14 protein-coding genes are annotated in these 16,082 nt (G+C 65.4%); 3 read left to right on the plus strand and 11 right to left on the minus strand.

The annotated features are described in order from the left end of the window. Positions 1-67: 67 nt before the first annotated feature. The 6 genes from PCA31118_RS07220 to urtA all read right to left on the minus strand — a co-directional run bounded on the left by PCA31118_RS07220 (position 68) and on the right by urtA (position 6,676). Positions 68-964 (minus strand): urease accessory protein UreD, encoded by an 897-nt coding sequence (locus tag PCA31118_RS07220; RefSeq protein ID WP_150624368.1) that lies wholly within the window; start codon positions 962-964, stop codon positions 68-70. Between the two features lie 14 nt (positions 965-978). Next, a complete protein-coding gene (gene urtE, locus PCA31118_RS07225) occupies positions 979-1,680 on the minus strand; it encodes an urea ABC transporter ATP-binding subunit UrtE (RefSeq protein ID WP_150624370.1) in 702 nt (233 codons plus the stop codon). A 2-nt stretch (positions 1,681-1,682) separates the two neighbouring features. After that, positions 1,683-2,549, minus strand: coding sequence for an urea ABC transporter ATP-binding protein UrtD (gene urtD, locus PCA31118_RS07230; protein ID WP_150624372.1), 867 nt, complete (start codon positions 2,547-2,549; stop codon positions 1,683-1,685). Further along, positions 2,546-3,775 (minus strand): urea ABC transporter permease subunit UrtC, encoded by a 1,230-nt coding sequence (gene urtC / locus PCA31118_RS07235; protein WP_150624374.1) that lies wholly within the window; start codon positions 3,773-3,775, stop codon positions 2,546-2,548. Before urtC ends, urtD begins: the two co-directional genes overlap by 4 nt. Beyond that, positions 3,776-5,416: an urea ABC transporter permease subunit UrtB gene (gene urtB / locus PCA31118_RS07240; RefSeq protein WP_150624376.1), complete on the minus strand. Its 1,641-nt coding sequence runs from the start codon at positions 5,414-5,416 to the stop codon at positions 3,776-3,778. It abuts the gene before it with no gap. A 63-nt stretch (positions 5,417-5,479) separates the two neighbouring features. Further along, on the minus strand, positions 5,480-6,676 hold the full coding sequence (gene urtA / locus PCA31118_RS07245) for an urea ABC transporter substrate-binding protein (RefSeq protein WP_418303932.1): 1,197 nt from the start codon (positions 6,674-6,676) through the stop codon (positions 5,480-5,482). A 606-nt stretch (positions 6,677-7,282) separates the two neighbouring features. Here urtA and PCA31118_RS07250 point away from each other — a divergent pair. Together PCA31118_RS07250 and PCA31118_RS07255 are read left to right on the plus strand one after the other, a co-directional pair. Next, entirely contained in the window at positions 7,283-8,554 is a 1,272-nt protein-coding gene (locus PCA31118_RS07250; protein ID WP_150624378.1) for an MFS transporter, read from the plus strand. A 68-nt stretch (positions 8,555-8,622) separates the two neighbouring features. After that, positions 8,623-9,603 carry a GlxA family transcriptional regulator gene (locus PCA31118_RS07255; protein WP_150624380.1) on the plus strand — a complete coding sequence of 327 codons (981 nt, stop codon included), beginning with the start codon at positions 8,623-8,625 and terminating at the stop codon, positions 9,601-9,603. 43 nt (positions 9,604-9,646) lie between these two features. Here PCA31118_RS07255 and PCA31118_RS07260 read toward each other — a convergent pair whose 3' ends face one another. Next, entirely contained in the window at positions 9,647-11,110 is a 1,464-nt protein-coding gene (locus PCA31118_RS07260) for an aminotransferase-like domain-containing protein (RefSeq protein ID WP_150624382.1), read from the minus strand. A gap of 330 nt (positions 11,111-11,440) precedes the next feature. On the opposite strand from PCA31118_RS07260, the gene aptA reads away from it, so the two are divergent. Beyond that, positions 11,441-12,772: an omega-aminotransferase AptA gene (gene aptA / locus PCA31118_RS07265; protein ID WP_150624384.1), complete on the plus strand. Its 1,332-nt coding sequence runs from the start codon at positions 11,441-11,443 to the stop codon at positions 12,770-12,772. A 162-nt stretch (positions 12,773-12,934) separates the two neighbouring features. Here aptA and pxpA read toward each other — a convergent pair whose 3' ends face one another. Genes pxpA through PCA31118_RS07285 form a run of 4 tightly spaced genes read right to left on the minus strand, consistent with a single transcriptional unit; the run spans position 12,935 to position 16,080 of the window. After that, complete coding sequence (pxpA, locus tag PCA31118_RS07270; protein ID WP_150624386.1) at positions 12,935-13,678, minus strand: 5-oxoprolinase subunit PxpA; 744 nt, start codon at positions 13,676-13,678, stop codon at positions 12,935-12,937. Positions 13,679-13,720: 42 nt separating this feature from the next. After that, positions 13,721-14,734 carry a 5-oxoprolinase subunit C family protein gene (locus tag PCA31118_RS07275; protein WP_150624388.1) on the minus strand — a complete coding sequence of 338 codons (1,014 nt, stop codon included), beginning with the start codon at positions 14,732-14,734 and terminating at the stop codon, positions 13,721-13,723. After that, the gene (gene pxpB, locus PCA31118_RS07280) at positions 14,731-15,393 is read right to left on the minus strand and encodes a 5-oxoprolinase subunit PxpB (RefSeq protein WP_150624390.1); all 663 of its coding nucleotides are present in this window, start codon (positions 15,391-15,393) and stop codon (positions 14,731-14,733) included. Before pxpB ends, PCA31118_RS07275 begins: the two co-directional genes overlap by 4 nt. Before the next feature lie 3 nt (positions 15,394-15,396). Continuing rightward, the gene (locus tag PCA31118_RS07285) at positions 15,397-16,080 is read right to left on the minus strand and encodes a 5-formyltetrahydrofolate cyclo-ligase (protein WP_343043266.1); all 684 of its coding nucleotides are present in this window, start codon (positions 16,078-16,080) and stop codon (positions 15,397-15,399) included. Positions 16,081-16,082 lie beyond the last annotated feature (2 nt).

Consider the following 16,082-nt stretch of genomic DNA (forward strand, 5'->3'; position numbering starts at 1 on the left):
CGGTGGTCGACGGCCGCCTTCTTGTTGCGTTTCAGGTTATCTCTTGGGTCGCCTCTCAGGTCACCTCTCAGGTCGCCCAGATCCGCAGGGGTTGCGCGGGTGCGCCGTGAACCAGCGGGCGCAGCTTGAGCCAGTGCGCGATCAGCAGCTCACGCGCCGTTTCCATGTCGTGACTAAGTACACGCAGCACGAGCACGTTGCCCGGCAGGCAAGTGATACCCGCGCGAAGCTTGTCGTCAAACGGCAGGCCCTCGGCCAGCGACTCCGCCAACTCGCGCGTGCACGCCGGGCCCACGGCCCACAACGTGGCGAAGACCGGAAAGCCGGCGAGGCCGGTCGCGCCGGTGCGCTGCGCGTCATCCGCACCGAGCACCGCTTGCTCGGCCCACAGCAATTGGTCCTGCGCGTCGCGCAATTCGAAGTTGGCGCGCCAGCTTCCCTGCGTCCACTGCTCACCGGCTGCCTGACGGCCGAGCAGCGTGGCGTCCCAGCCGATGGCGGTGGCGTTCTCACCGAGTCGCACGGTAATGCGCTGACGCGCATCCGCATGGTCGAACACGATGTTCTCCAGCGGCAGCCAGTCGAGCTTCGCCTCGGCTTGCACCGTGAGCGTAATGTCCTGCGTGCCGAAGCGGCCCTGCGACTTGTACCACTTGGTCGCGCCGGGCGTCGTCAGCACCGCGTGGGCCTTCTCGCCCACGCCGATATCGATGGATAACGCATCGCCGCCCGCGATCCCTCCCGGCGGATGCACGACCACCGCATGGCAGATGCCGGGGCCTTCCGGGTGCAGCGACTTCTGTACGACGAGCGGTCCCTGGTGGCGGCGCGTGGCGAGCACGGTGCGCGCGTCCTGGCGTACGAAGCCGAGCGTCAACTCGGCATGCCAGCCGGTGGGTGCGTTCGTTGCGGCGGCGCTGCCACCGGCCGCCACGGTATCGGAGGGGACTTGCGAGATGTTCATGAAAGTTCGATGCCTTACACCGCCACCATATGCCGCACCCCGTCGGCCTCCATGTCCTTGCCCAGACCGCTGGCCACGATGGCTCCGCGGCTCATCACACGATAGTGATCGGCGAGTTCCAGGGCGAAGTCGTAGTACTGCTCGACGAGGAGCACCGTCATGCCGCGCTCGTCGACAAGACGTCGTAAGGTACGCCCGATGTCCTTGATAATCGATGGCTGAATACCCTCGGTCGGCTCATCGAGAATCAGCAGCTGCGGCTCGCTCATGAGCGCGCGTCCGATGGCGAGTTGCTGTTGCTGTCCACCCGACAGATCGCCGCCGCGACGCTGCTTCATGTCGCGCAGCACGGGGAACAGTTCGTAGATGTCGTCGGGCACGCCGCGCTTGGCGTCGCGCGACGGACGGCTCGCCGCACCGATCAGAAGGTTCTCCTCGACGGTGAGGCGCGGGAAAATTTCCCGCCCCTGCGGCACATACGCCAGACCGCCCGACACGCGGGCATACGACGGCGCGGATGTGATCGTCTTGCCGCGCCAGGCGATGCTGCCCGACTTCACCGGCACCACGCCCATGAGGCATTTGAGCAGCGTGGTTTTGCCCACGCCGTTGCGTCCGAGCAGCACGGTGAGTTGTGCATCGGGCACTGTGAACTCGACGTTGCGCAGGATGTGGCTGCCGCTGTAGTACTGATTGAGTGCGTGAATTTCGAGCATGGTCAGCGTCCCAGATACGATTCGATCACCCGCTCGTCGCGTTGCACCGCGTCGAGCGTGCCTTCGGCGAGTACCCGGCCTTCGGCCATGACCGTCACCGTTCCCGAATCGCCCGCGAGCGCGGCGACGAACGCCATGTCGTGCTCGACCACCATCATCGAGCAATGTCCGCGCAGACGATTGAGCAGTTCGGCCAGTTGCGCCGTTTCCTCGTCAGTCATGCCGGCTGCGGGTTCGTCGAGCAGGAGCAATTGCGGCTGCTGCATGAGCAACATACCGATCTCCAGCCGCTGCTTCTGGCCGTGCGAGAGTTGACCCGCGCGCACGTGGGCCTGATGCTCCAGATGCGTGAGCGCGAGCACCTCTTCGATGCGACGGCGCATCGTCGGCGTGAGCATGGCCCACAGTGCACGGAACCAACGCTTGTCGCCCGCACACGCGAGTTCGAGGTTTTCCCACACGCTGTGATGCTCGAAGACGGTCGGCTTCTGGAACTTGCGTCCCACGCCGGCCTGCGCGATGGCCGGTTCGTCCAGACGCGACAGATCGAGCGTCTGGCCGAGAAAGGCGCGGCCCGAATCGGCGCGCGTCTTGCCGGTAATCACGTCCATCATCGTCGTCTTGCCGGCGCCGTTCGGGCCGATGATGCAGCGCAGTTCGTCGGTCTTGATCGACAGCGAAAGATCGTTCAGGGCACGAAAGCCGTCGAACGAGACGCAGATGTTCTCCAGATAGAGAATCAGTCCGTGCGAGGTATCGATCTCGCCGGGCACCACGAGGTGTGACATGCCGGTGGCGTCGCCGCTGACGGTGACGGAGGCTTCCGGCGCATCGGCCTGCTGCCAGGTGATGTCGTAATCGGGTCTCATGCGCGGTCTCCGGAAGCGGATGAAGCGGTTGAAACGGGGGAGGCGTGATGAGGAACGTCGCCGACGGCCTCGGTCGGCGCGTGCTGCGCGCGCTTGCGCGAGAATTGCGTGAGCAGACCGATCACCCCTTGCGGCAACAGCAGCGGCACCAGCACGAACATCGCGCCAAGGAAGAACAGCCAGTACTCGGCGAAATACGCCGTGAAGAAGCTCTTCGCACCGTTGACGATGAACGCCCCCGCAATCGCGCCCACGAGCGAGCCACGCCCGCCGATGGCCACCCAGATCGCCATCTCGATGGAGTTGACCGGCGCCATCTCGCTCGGGTTGATGATGCCGACCTGCGGCACGTACAGCGCCCCGGCGACACCGCACAACATGGCGGACAGCGTCCACACGAAAAGCTTGTAGCTCAGCGGTCGGTAGCCGAGGAACATGGCGCGCGACTCGCCGTCGCGAATGGCGGTGACGACGCGACCGAACTTCGAGACGACCAGCGCGCGGCACAACAGGAACGCACCGATGAGCACCGCGAACGTGACCAGAAACAGCACGGTGCGCGTGTTCGCCGACGTAATCGAGTAGCCGAGAATGCGCTTGAAGTCGGTGAAGCCGTTGTTGCCGCCGAAGCCCGTTTCGTTGCGATAGAACAGCAGCATGGCGGCGAACGTGAGCGCCTGCGTGATGATCGACAGATACACGCCCTTCACGCGCGAGCGGAAGGCCAGATAGCCGAAGAGCCACGCCACCACACCGGGCAACGCCACGACAAGAAACATGGCCCAGGCGAAATGTTCCGTGCCGGTCCAGTACCAGGGCAATGCCTTCCAGTCGAGAAACACCATGAAGTCCGGCAGGTCGCTGTGATACACGCCGTCGCGTCCGATGCCGCGCATGAGGTACATCCCCATGGCATAGCCGCCCAGCGCGAAGAACAGGCCGTGGCCGAGGCTCAGAATGCCGCAGTAGCCCCACACCAGATCGAGCGCGAGCGCTGCGATGGCGTAGCACATGATCTTGCCCACCAGCGTCATGGCGTACGCCGAGAGATGCAACGGGTGCGTGGCCGGCAGGACCAGCGCACATACCGGCACGATCACCATCACGGCGAGCACGAAGGCGAGCAACACCGGCGCGACATGCCTGGGCAACAGGCGCGCGCGCGCCGGGACATCGAGCGACATCGTTGGCGTGACGCCTTCGGGAAGAAAGTTCGACGTCTGCATTCAGGCCTCCGCGCTGCGCCCTTTGAGCGCAAACATGCCCTGCGGGCGTTTCTGGATGAACAGCACGATCAGGATCAGCACGGCGATCTTGGCGAGCACGGCGCCCCATACCGGTTCGAGCAGCTTGTTGGCGATGCCCAGTCCGAACGCACCGACGATGGTCCCTGCGAGCTGACCCACGCCACCGAGCACCACGGCCATGAACGAGTCGATGATGTAGCTCTGCCCGAGGTCAGGGCCGACGTTGCCGATCTGCGAGAGTGCGCAGCCGCCGAGACCGGCAATGCCTGCACCAAAGGCGAACGCATAGCTGTCGACGCGCCCCGTCTTGACACCCACGCATGCGGCCATCGACCGGTTCTGCGTCACGGCGCGAATGAACAGGCCCAGACGGGTGAGATTGAGCACCGACCAGGTGAGTGCGACGACTACCAGCGCGAATACGAGAATCACGATGCGGTTGTAGGGCAGCATCAGATTGGGTAGCACGGCGATGCCGCCGCTCATCCACGACGGGTTGATGACTTCGACGTTTTGCGCGCCGAACAGCGTGCGCACCGCCTGAATCAGCAGCAGGCTGATACCGAAGGTCGTGAGCAGCGTCTCCAGGGGTCTTCCGTACAGATGCTTGATCACGGTGCGCTCCAGCACGAACCCCACGGCAGCGGCCACGACGAACGCACTCGGCACGGCGGCGACCAGATAAAAGTCGAACGCCCCCGGCAGGAATCGCTGGAACAGGGTCTGGACGGCGTAGGTGGCGTACGCGCCGATCATCAGGAATTCGCCGTGCGCCATGTTGATCACGCCGATCAGGCCGTAAGTGATCGCCAGCCCCAGCGCGGCGAGCAGCAGCACGCTGCCGAGCGACAGACCGGCGAACACGGTCCCGAAGAATTCGCTGCGACGCTGTGCTGCGGCGAGTTGCGTGAGCGCAATGTCGGCGGCGCTGCGCACCGTGGCGTCCGGCTCGGCGAAGGTGCCGTCGGCTTGCCTGGCGATGATGGGCAGCAGCAGGTCGCGCATCTGCGGATCGCCTGCTGCCGCGATCAGATCGATGGCTTCCTTGCGCTTGTTCGGATCGGCGTCATGCAGCGCCGACTGCGCCCAGAGCTGGTCGAGACGCTTGCGCAGCACGGCATCCGTCTCCTTCTGGCGCGCCTGTTCGATGAGCGTCTTGAACGCCGGCGACGGGTTTTGCAGCATCGTGTCGATGGCGTGCGCACGCGCGTCGTGATCCGGCGAGAGCAGCGCGCCAGCAGCGGCGGCCGTGGCCACCTTCGCGCGCAGCACATTGTTGAGCGTGAGCGATCCCGCGTCGTCGCCCTTGACCGGTGCGCCCGTGATCGGGTCGAGGTACTTGTCGTCTTTCTGAATCGCCAGGCTGTCGCCCACCGTCACGGCCGTATCGTCGGCAAGCGCCTTGAGCAGGGCGGTGGCCTGCGCAGAGCCGTCGGCGGCGAGGTGGTCGATGGCTTGCGCCTTGGCGTCGAAGTCGTCGCCCGCGAGCGCGTGCAAATCGTCTTGGGTGATGGTGGAGCCGGTGGAGGCGGCCGCAACGGCCTGGGAGGACATCGTCAGCGCAGCGCCCAGTGACATCAGGACAAGGGCGGCAGCGGTCCAGCGTCTTATCGTTATCATGTGAAACCTCTGCATGCGCCGAAGCTTTTCGATGAGGCTCCGGCGCAGGGAATGGAAGGAAGATCAGACCTTGTCGGGTTTGCCTTCGTTACCCGCGATGAAAGGGCTCCACGGTTGGGCGCGCACCGGTGCCTTCGTCTTCCACACGACGTTGAACTGGCCGTCCGGACGGATCTCGCCGATCATCACCGGCTTGTGCAGGTGGTGGTTGCCGTCCATGACCATGTCGAAGCCGTCCGGCGACTTGAAGGACTGGCCGATCATCGCGGTGCGCACCTTGTCCACGTCGGTGCTCGCCGCCTTCTCCACGGCCTGCTTCCACATGTGCATGCCGACGTATGTTGCTTCCATCGGGTCGTTCGTCACGCGCTTGTCGCCGCCGGGCAGCCCCTTGGCTTTCACATACGTGAACCACTCCTTCTTGAAGGCATCGTTGGTCGGGTTCTTGACCGACATGAAGTAGTTCCACGCAGCGAGGTGGCCCACGAGCGGCTTCGTGTCGATGCCGCGCAGTTCTTCCTCACCCACGGAGAACGCCACGACCGGCACGTCGGTCGCCTTCAGGCCCTGATTGCCGAGTTCCTTGTAGAACGGCACGTTCGAGTCGCCGTTGATGGTCGAGATGACCGTCGTCTTGCCGCCTTGCGCGAACTGTTTGATGTTGGCGACGATGGTCTGATAGTCGCTGTGTCCGAACGGCGTGTAGACCTCCTGAATGTCCTTGTCGGCCACGCCCTTCGAGTGCAGGAACGCGCGCAGGATCTTGTTCGTCGTGCGCGGGTAGACGTAGTCGGTACCCAGCAGGAAGAAGCGCTTGGCGCTGCCGCCTTCCTTGCCCATCAGGTATTCCACGGCGGGAATGGCCTGCTGGTTCGGCGCGGCGCCGGTGTAGAAGACGTTCTTCGACATCTCTTCGCCTTCGTACTGCACCGGGTAGTACAGCAGACCGTTGAGTTCTTCGAAGACGGGCAGCACCGACTTGCGCGACACCGAGGTCCAGCAGCCGAACACGGCGGCGACTTTGTCCTTGGTGAGCAGCTGACGCGCCTTCTCGGCGAAGAGCGGCCAGTTCGACGCCGGATCGACCACCACAGCTTCGAGCGGGCGACCCATGACACCGCCCTTGGCGTTGATGTCGGCGATGGTCATGAGCGCGACATCCTTGAGCGACGTCTCCGAAATGGCCATCGTGCCCGAGAGCGAGTGCAGGATACCGACCTTGATGGGCTGCTTGCTTTGCGCGAACAGATTCGGCGCCATGCCGGTAAGTGATGCGGCGCCCGACAGGGCCGCCATCTGGAGTAGCGTGCGTCGTTTCATGGTACGTCTTCCCCTTTCCTGGTTAGACCGGTAGATCCGGTGTCGGGGAGATATACGCAAGGGCTGTGCCAGCGTACGGGGAATGCGTCGGAGCGCGCCGATTTGCCGGTGTGACGGGCGCCCCTGCGACGGTCGACGGAATGGCCGGACTTCATTCGGCGCCGAGCGCGATCCGGCTTCCCGAGCCATCGACACGGCGGATGGCGGCGTGCGCTTTCGGCGGGCATCGTCCGTTCAGCCGAGGGGGCGAGCGGCACCATGGTGCGACGTGCGCTGAGTTGGTGCGCACCGATTTGGCGCGACGCAGGCGATGGGTCACGGTTGTGCATCGCGCACCGTCGCCGGGCTGGCCGCAGGATTTAGCGGTGCGTCAGGGTGTCGGGGCATTGTGGCTCCCTCCCCGGGGCGGGAAGAACTTCGGCCGTTCCACGCTGGCCACGCATGGCATTTTTTGATGCATGATTGGCATTCGTGCCAAACCCGCCGACGGCAAGATGGGGGCTCTCAAGGATTCCTGAAGATTCCCGACTTGTTGGATAACCGCTTATGACCGATACCGTTGCCGGGCGCGCTGCGCCGCCCACCGATCCTGCCCAGCGGCAACGCCGTCAGCTGGGCCGACGCTACGCCGCCGTGCTCGCCGCGTGCCAGGCGCTCTACACGGCGGCGCTCTCCGTCGATCTGACGCTCACGGGGCTCGTGGGCTACATGCTGGCGTCCGACAAGGGCTATGCGACGTTGCCGTTTTCGCTGATCACGGTGGCATCGGCCATTACGACGATCTTCGCGTCGATGTTGATCCAGCGCTTCGGCCAGCGTATCGGCTTCGCGCTGGGCGCGTTGTTCGGCACCGTCGGCGGTCTGGTGTCGGTGCTGGCGATCTATGAGCGCCACTTCGCGATGTTCTGTGCGGGCACGGCCTGCGTGGGGGTGTTCCAGGCATTCGCGCGGTACTACCGTCTGGCGGCGGCCGACGTGGTGCCCGTGGAAGACAAGCCGCGCGCCATCTCCATCGTGCTCACGGGCGGCGTGCTGGCTGCCGTGGTTGGCCCGGCCCTGGCGGCGGGGAGCAAGGACTGGCTCGCGCCGGTGACGTTCGCCGGGTCGTATCTCGTCGTCACGATACTCTCGGGCATCTCGTTGATCTTGCTTGCAGGCTTTCTGCGCGATCTGCCGGTGCATTCGGCGGTGGGTGCGACGGGGAGCGCGGCCGAGTTGCCCGCACGTCCGCTGGGCCAGATCATGCGTCAGCCGATATACGTGGCAGCGCTGGCGAACAATCTGATCGGCTTCATGGTCATGATGTTCGTGATGACGGCCACACCGATTGCGGCAGTCGCGTGCGGCCACAGCATCGACGATGGGGCGCACATCATCGAATGGCATCTGGTCGGGATGTATGCGCCGTCGTTCTTCTCGGGACATCTCGTCAAGCGTTGGGGTGTGGTGCCGGTGTTGCTGCTGGGCATTGCAATGTCGGCGTTGTGCGGCGTGCTGGCGCTGATGTCGACGAGTCTGGCGTACTTCTATGCCGCGCTGGCCTTTCTTGGCGTGGGCTGGAACTTCATGTTCGTGGGCGGCACGACCTTGCTCACGATGTCGTATCGCCCGGCCGAGCGCGCGCGTGCGCAGGCGGCCAACGAGTTCATCACCTTTGCGGGGACAGCGCTTGCCAGTCTGTTCGCCGGACAACTGCTCGCGCGCTTCGGCTGGTCGACGATCAATCAGGCGACGTTCCCGTTGCTGCTCGTCGCCGCGCTGGCCACCGTGTGGTACGCACTCGATGCGAAGCGTCGACCGGCGCAGGCCGCCGCCTAGGGTCTGGTACGGCGAAGCGGAATTTCATTGACCTATTGTTTGTGTGTTGTTTGCCCATCGCTACCCCCATGAGCCAGCCTCGTCTCGTCGCATTTCTGATCGTGCCGCCGTTCGTGTTGCTGGATCTGGCGGGGCCGCTCGACGCGTTTCACGCCGTCATCCGCAACTTTACGGAGCGGGGGCAGGAGGCGCCGTACAGGACCGTGGTCGTATCCGAGCATGGCGGTCCGGTGGAAACCGGCTCCGGCATTACGCTGCACACAGAGCCGATGCACGCGCTCGACGACATGCTCGTCGATACGCTGATCGCCGTCGGAGGCGCGGTGGCCCATCGACCGGCGGTCCCGGGGCCGGTGGGCGACTGGTTGCGCGGGTATGCGCCGAGGGTGCGACGCGTATGTTCGGTGTGCGTGGGGGCGTTCATTCTCGGCGCTGCGGGGCTGCTGGACGGACGCCGTGCGACCACGCACTGGCTCGATACGGCGATGCTGCAACAGTGCTACCCGGCGGCGATCGTCGAGTCCGATCCGATTTACGTGCGTCAGGATCCGGTGTGGACGTCTGCCGGGATCACGGCGGGCATCGATCTCGGGCTGGCGTTGATCGAGGACGATTGCGGTGTGGATGTTGCGTTACAGGCGGCGCGTCGGCTCGTGGTGTTCCTCAAGCGTGCGGGCGGGCAATCGCAGTTCAGTCCGCCGTTGCAGGAGCAGGTGGCGGCCGGCGCGCCGTTTGGCGACCTGCACGCGTGGATGTCGCAGCGGCTCGACGGCGACTTGTCGGTGATGCGTCTGGCGGAGCAGGCGAACATGAGCCCGAGGACATTCGCACGCAGTTACCTCGCGCGCACCGGATCGACCCCGGCGAAGGCGGTGGAGCGCATGCGCCTGGAAGCCGCGCGATTTGCGCTGCTCGATTCCGACGCGCCGCTCAAACGCATTGCCGCCCGCGTGGGATTCGGCGACGAACAAAACCTGCGACGCGCATTTCAGCGGCAGTACGGAGTGACGCCGGTGGCGTATCGGGAGCGGTTCGGCGTGACCGCGTGAATGAGGGCATGAGGGCACAAGAGCATTACGGTGCCGATTCGCCTCACGCCGCCCGCTTCCCCGCTACCCACTTCCCCGCCGCAGCCTTCTCCAGAAACCGGAACAGTCGTGCGTCGTCCGAGTACGCGACGTTGAAGCGGAACCAGTGGCACGGTTCGTTGTGCGCGAGAAAGAACTCGCCCGGGGCGAGCATGATGCTCTCGAGGAGTGCGGCTTCCGCCAGCTCGCGCGCGGGCTGCGCGGTGTCGGGCAAGCTGCCGCAGACGAACATGCCGCCCTCGGGCTGCGCGAGCAATGTGACGCCATGCGATTGCAGTTGCGAGATCAATCGCGCGCGCGAGCGCGTCAGCCGGTCCGACAGGCGCTCGATGTGTTTGCGATGACGGCCTTCGGTCAGGATCGCGTGCACGATACGCTCATTGATCTCCGAGGACGTGAGACCCGCCACCATCTTGCTGCGGGCAATTTCATGCGCCATCTCACGCGAGCACGCAAGATATCCCACACGCACCGACGGCGAGATCGTCTTCGAAAAACTCGAAACGTAGATCACGCGTGACAACCCGTCCATGGCCGCCAACGACGGTGTGCCCGCCGGCGCCAGCTCGCGATAGATGTCGTCTTCGACAATCCAGAAATCGTGCTGCTCGGCGCATTGCAGAATGCGATGCGCCGAGGCCGGCGTCAGCGACGTGCCCAGTGGATTCTGCAACGCCGGGTTGACGAACAACGCTCGTGGGCGATGCATCTGCGCCGCCTGCTCCAGCGCGGCGAGATCCAGTCCCGCTTCCGTGCGGGCAATGCCGATGACGTTCAACCCCGCGAGGCGCAACACCGCCAGCAAGTTGCAATACGCGGGCGCTTCGACCAGCACCGTGTCGCCCGGCTTGAGTAAAGTCCGTACGATCAGGTCGAGGGCCTGCGTGGCGCCTTGAGTGAGCACGATCTGCTCGGGCGGCGCATCGATGGACAACTCGCCGAGCCGACGTGTAAGCCACTGACGCAACGGCCCGTACCCGTGCGGATGGCCGTAATGCGCGAAATGCGCACCAGGCCCTTTCGACAGCGAGCGCAACGCCCCGTGCAGCCCGTCTTCGTCCAGCCAACTGTCGGGGAGCCAGCCGCAACCGCTTTTCACCGCGATCGAATCGTCGGCGAAGATCTCCGAGAGCAGCCACGCGTTCGTGACCTCGCTCGCGGTCGGCCCCATCGCGAGCGTTCCGCCGGGATGCGCGGTGCGTGTGTCACGCCCTTCCGCCGCACCGGCCACGAAAAACCCCGCACCGCGCCGGGCGATCAGCGTGCCATGCGCGACGAGCCGGTCATATGCCTCGACGACCGTGAACGTGCTGATGCCGTGTGCTTTCGCCAATGAGCGGATCGACGGCATGCGCATGCCGGCGTGCAGCGTCTGACGCTGTAGCGCACGCTCGACCTCGCGCACGATCTGATCGACGAGCGCTTCGGGCTGGGCGCGGTTCAGGGAGAAGGCGAGCGGCTGGACCATAGGGCAATTCGAGGGGAAACCATCTCCGAAACAGTACAGACAGCGTACGGTGTACGGGTAAATCCCGAGCGCGCGGCACACACGTGCGCGCCCACGGGGCGCGGCATTGCCGGGTGTCCGCTACATCGGCTGTTGCCAATACAGTTTGGGTGATTGACCGATACAGAATAACCATATTCCGCGTTACTGTACATGTCTGTATCGGTCGGCCTCTCGTAGCATCGTTCCATCTACCCGTGTGACGGCGTTCGTCGCCGGAACAACCTGACTGAACCCAGCCCAACCCTGCCGAACCCCACCTAACCCTACCCAGCCTTGGGGAGACCCGCGATGAACATGATGAAAGCGCTCAATCTCGACATGACGGCGTTCTGGATGCCGTTCACCAACAACCGTCAGTTCAAGAGCGCGCCGCGCCTGCTCACCCGCGCCGAGGGCATGTACTACACGTCGTCGGACAATCGACAGATCCTCGACGGCACCGCAGGTCTTTGGTGCGTGAACGCCGGTCACTGCCGCACGGAAATCGTCGAGGCGATTCGTCAGCAAGCGGGCGAAATGGACTTCGCACCGACCTTCCAGATGGGCCACCCCAAGGCGTTCGAAGCGGCGGCCAAGATCGCCGAGATCACGCCGCAAGGGCTCGACCGCATCTTCTTCACGAACTCGGGATCGGAATCGGTGGACACGGCGCTGAAGATCGCGCTTGCCTATCATCGCGCCCGTGGCGAAGGCCAGCGCACGCGCCTTATCGGCCGCGAGCGCGGCTATCACGGCGTGGGCTTCGGTGGCATCTCGGTAGGCGGCATCTCGCCGAACCGCAAGGCGTATTCGGGCCAGTTGCTGCCCGCCGTCGATCATCTGCCGCACACGCTCAATATCAAGGAAGCCGCCTTCACGAAGGGACAGCCCGCATGGGGCGCGCATCTGGCCGACGAACTGGAGCGTCTCGTCACGCTGCACGACGCCTCGACCATCGCTGCCGTGATCGTGGAGCCGCTTGCCGGGTCCACCGGTGTGCTGGTGCCGCCGCAAGGCTATCTGCAAAAGCTGCGCGAGATCTGCGACAAGCACGGCATCCTGCTGATTTTCGACGAAGTCATTACCGGCCTCGGTCGCCTGGGCAAGCCGTTCGCGGCGCAATACTTCAACGTGACGCCGGACATCATCACGATGGCCAAGGGCGTGAACAACGCCGCCGTGCCGATGGGCGCCGTGGCCGTGAAGACCAGCGTGCACGACACGATCGTCGACGCCGGCAACACGGGCGCGATCGAGTTCTTCCACGGCTACACGTACTCGGGCCATCCCCTGGCTGCCGCTGCGGCGTGCGCGGCGCTCGACCTCTACAAAAGCGAGGGGCTGTTCGAGCGCGCTGCCAAGCTCGCGCCGCATTTCGAGAAGACGATTCACGGCCTGCGCGACCTGCCGAACGTCGTCGACATTCGCAATCTGGGGATGGTCGGCGGAATCGAACTGGCAACGCGCGACGGCAAGCCGGGCGCGCGGGCGCATGAGATTTTCGTGAAGTGCTTCGAGCGGGGCGCACTCATCCGCTACACGGGCGATATCCTGGCGTTCTCGCCGCCGCTCATCATCAGCGAAGCGCAGATCGACGAACTGTTCGGCATCGTGGCGCAAGCCATTCGCGAGACGGCATAAGCAATGGCATAAGCAACGGCATTGGCGCCATCGCGATGACGTCATGCGAAAACGCCGTCCGGGAGACCCCGGACGGCGTTTTTCGTTGGTGCGGTGTGTTTGCCGATTCGACCCGAAGCGACCCGACGCGACCCGACGCGACCCGATCGGACCCGATTCGATCTATCGCACCGGCGCGATCTCGATGCCTTCATCGAGCAGGAAGCTGCGAATGCGCCTCGCGAATTCCAGCGCGTGTTCGCCATCGCCGTGCAGGCAAACGGTTTGCGCCTGAATCGGCACGAACGTGCCGTCGATGGCGCGAACACGCTGCTCTCTGACCATCATCAACGTTTGTGCCAGCGCCTCTTCTTCCCGTTCGATCAGCGCACCCGGCGTGCCGCGTTTGACGAGCGAGCCGTCGGGGTTGTACCCACGATCGGCGAACACTTCCTCGACGGCCGTCATGCCGGCCGCGCGGGCCGCCTTCACCATTTCACCGCCCGCCAACCCGAAGACGGCAAGATCGGTATCGAACGCGCGAATGGCTTCGACCAGTGTTTCGGCCAATGCCGGGTCGCGCGCCGCCTGGTTGTATAGCGCACCGTGCGGTTTGACATGCGAGAGCCAGCCACCCTGTGCGCGCACCAGCGCGGCGAGGGCGCCGATCTGATACAGCATGCCCGCACGAATTTCGTCGAGCGGTAGTTGCATTTCGGTGCGTCCGAAATTCTCGCGATCGGGAAAGCTGGGATGCGCGCCGATGGCGACACCGTTCTCCAGTGCCCAGCGCACGACCTGCTGCATCGTGCCCGCATCGCCCGCGTGCCAGCCGCACGCCACGTTGGCCGAGCTCACGAGCGCGAGCAGCGCTTCGTCGTAATCGCAACCTTCTCCGAGGTCGACATTCAGGTCAATCTTCGTCATGAGTTCTCCTGCGCAAACACCGCCATCTCTGTCGACGCCGGCTCACGCACGTTGGCGCGTGATGGCCGGGATCTTCGGCGAATGCAGAATGCCGCGGTCGTGCCAGGCGAGCGCGCGCTCGATCTGGTCAAGATAGCGCAGTTGCTCGCGCAGCGCTTCCCGAGCCTCGGCGGGGGTGCATTCCGAAAAGTAGAGCGTGCTGCCGAGCCGTGCCTGTCCCAGACGCCACAGATCCGCACTGATCACCACGCCGATCTTCGGATACCCGCCTGTCGTTTGCGCGTCGGCCAGCAAAATGATGGGTTGCCCCGATGGCGGCACCTGAATCACACCCGGCAGTACGCCGTGCGAGAGCAGGTCGTGCAGGCGGTTCTTCTTGCGCGCGAGCGGCTCGGGACCCGAGAGGCGGTAGCCCATGCGGTTGCTGTTGGGCGTGACCTGCCAGGGGTTCTCCCAGAAGCTCTTGTGCGTGGCGGCGGTGAAGTCGTCGTACTCGGGGCCGGGCAGCACGCGCACGCGATGCGCCAGCGGGTCGGACAACCATAGCGGCGGGCGAACGCCCAGCGGTTCGGCGTTGCGCGCGGCGGCGCTCGGATGCCCGATGGCGACGCGGTCCCCATCGCGCAGCGCGCGTCCCTCGAAGCCGCCGAACGCAGCGCTCAGGTCGGTGCTGCGTGAGCCGAGCGTCTCGGGCACGTCGATGCCGCCTGCCACGGCAAGGTACGTGCGCATGCCGAAGCGCGACGGGCGTAGCGTCAAGGTCTGGCCGCGTGCGACGGGGAACCGCCACCACGACCACACGGGCGTGCCGTCCAGATCCGCATGACAGTCCGCGCCGGTCAGCGAGACGAGGGTGGCGGACGTGAAGCGCATCACGCACGTTCCCATCGTGATTTCGAGGGTGGCGGCGTTCAGGTCGTTGCCGACGAGACGGTTGGCGACGGCACAGGCGAGCGGATCGAGGGCGCCGCCACTGGCAACGCCGAATTCGCGCTGACGGGGTCGGCCCAGATCCTGCACCGTGGTGAGCAGGCCGGCACGCTGGATTTCGATCACAGGTCGAGACTCGCGATGGTGAAGCGCACGCGGTCACCCGGCGCCAGGAGGGCGGGCGGGTTCGCGGCGGGGTCGAACAGGGCGCTCGTGGCGTGGCCGATGATCTGCCAGCCGCCGGGCGAATTGAGTGGGTAGATGCCCGTCTGATTGCCGCCGATGCCAACGGACCCGGCGGGCACCGACAGCCGGGGTTCGGCGCGGCGCGGCGCGGCAATCGAATCGTCGAGGCCGCCCAGATAGGCAAAGCCCGGCTGGAATCCCAGGAAGTAGACGACGTATTCCGGCGCCGTGTGGCGTTGCACGACCGTCTTCGGTTGCAGGCGCGCGTGTTTGGCGACGTCTGCGAGATCGGGGCCGTGTTTGCCGCCGTAGTGAACCGGGATCTCGATGTCGCGTCCCACTTCGCCCGCCGCCGGCTGGGTTTGCCACGCGTCGCGCAGACGCTCACCCAGCACCTCGATGTCGGTGGCGAGCGGGTCGAAGAGCAGCGTGAGATTGTTCATGCCCGGCACGACCTCCCGCACGTCGGGCCAGTCGCGGGCGAGCGCCGCGACGTGCCAGACGCGGCGTTGTGTGGCGAGCGTAGCCGACGTGGAAGTGGTGCCGGCTTCGCACACGAGCGCACTGTCGCCGAGCGGCAGAATCTTGAGCGTTGTCATGGATTAGCGTGGATTGCGGCAGACGCCCGCCGGATGGCGCGCAAAGGTGGCGGATTCCGTCACGATGGCGTCGAGCGCCAGATCATGCGCTTCGGCGCTGAGATGTTCGATTTCGAGGACATCGTACGCGATGCCGAGCGTTTGCGGTGCAGGTGCCATCGAATGGAGCGTGCGGTCGTAAAAGCCGCCACCGTAGCCGAGGCGCAGGCCGTCGCGCGTGAAGCCCACACACGGCACCAGCAGCAGGTCGGGCACCAGCACTTCGGTCTCGCGCGGCACCGGAATGCGATAGCGGCCTTCCATCATGGGGGTGTCCGGTGTCCAGCGGTGGAAGACGAGCGGCGCCGCCGGTGCGGTGACGACGGGCAGGGCGGCCTGCCGAGCCGCCGGGCGACCTGTTGTCACCGCATCGGCGTCGGCCTGTGCGAGCCAGTCGGCGACGACGGCGCGGGCGTCGAATTCCCCCTGAATCGGCCAGTAGAACCCGACGCAGCGCGGCGCGCGGCGAGCCAGTTCGTCGGCGAGCCGCAGGGCGAGCGCGGCGTCGCGCGCGGCACGCCCTTCGAGGGTGCTGCGAGCTTCGAGCAACGCCTTGCGCAGCCGGGCTTTCGCGGGCGTTGCATCCGCCTCATTTCCCGACGTCTGGGCCGCCGATTGGGCGGGGTCCCGTGCTATGCTTGAATTCACTT

This window comes from Pandoraea captiosa (genome assembly GCF_902459775.1).
Classification (GTDB): Bacteria; Pseudomonadota; Gammaproteobacteria; order Burkholderiales; family Burkholderiaceae; genus Pandoraea; species Pandoraea captiosa.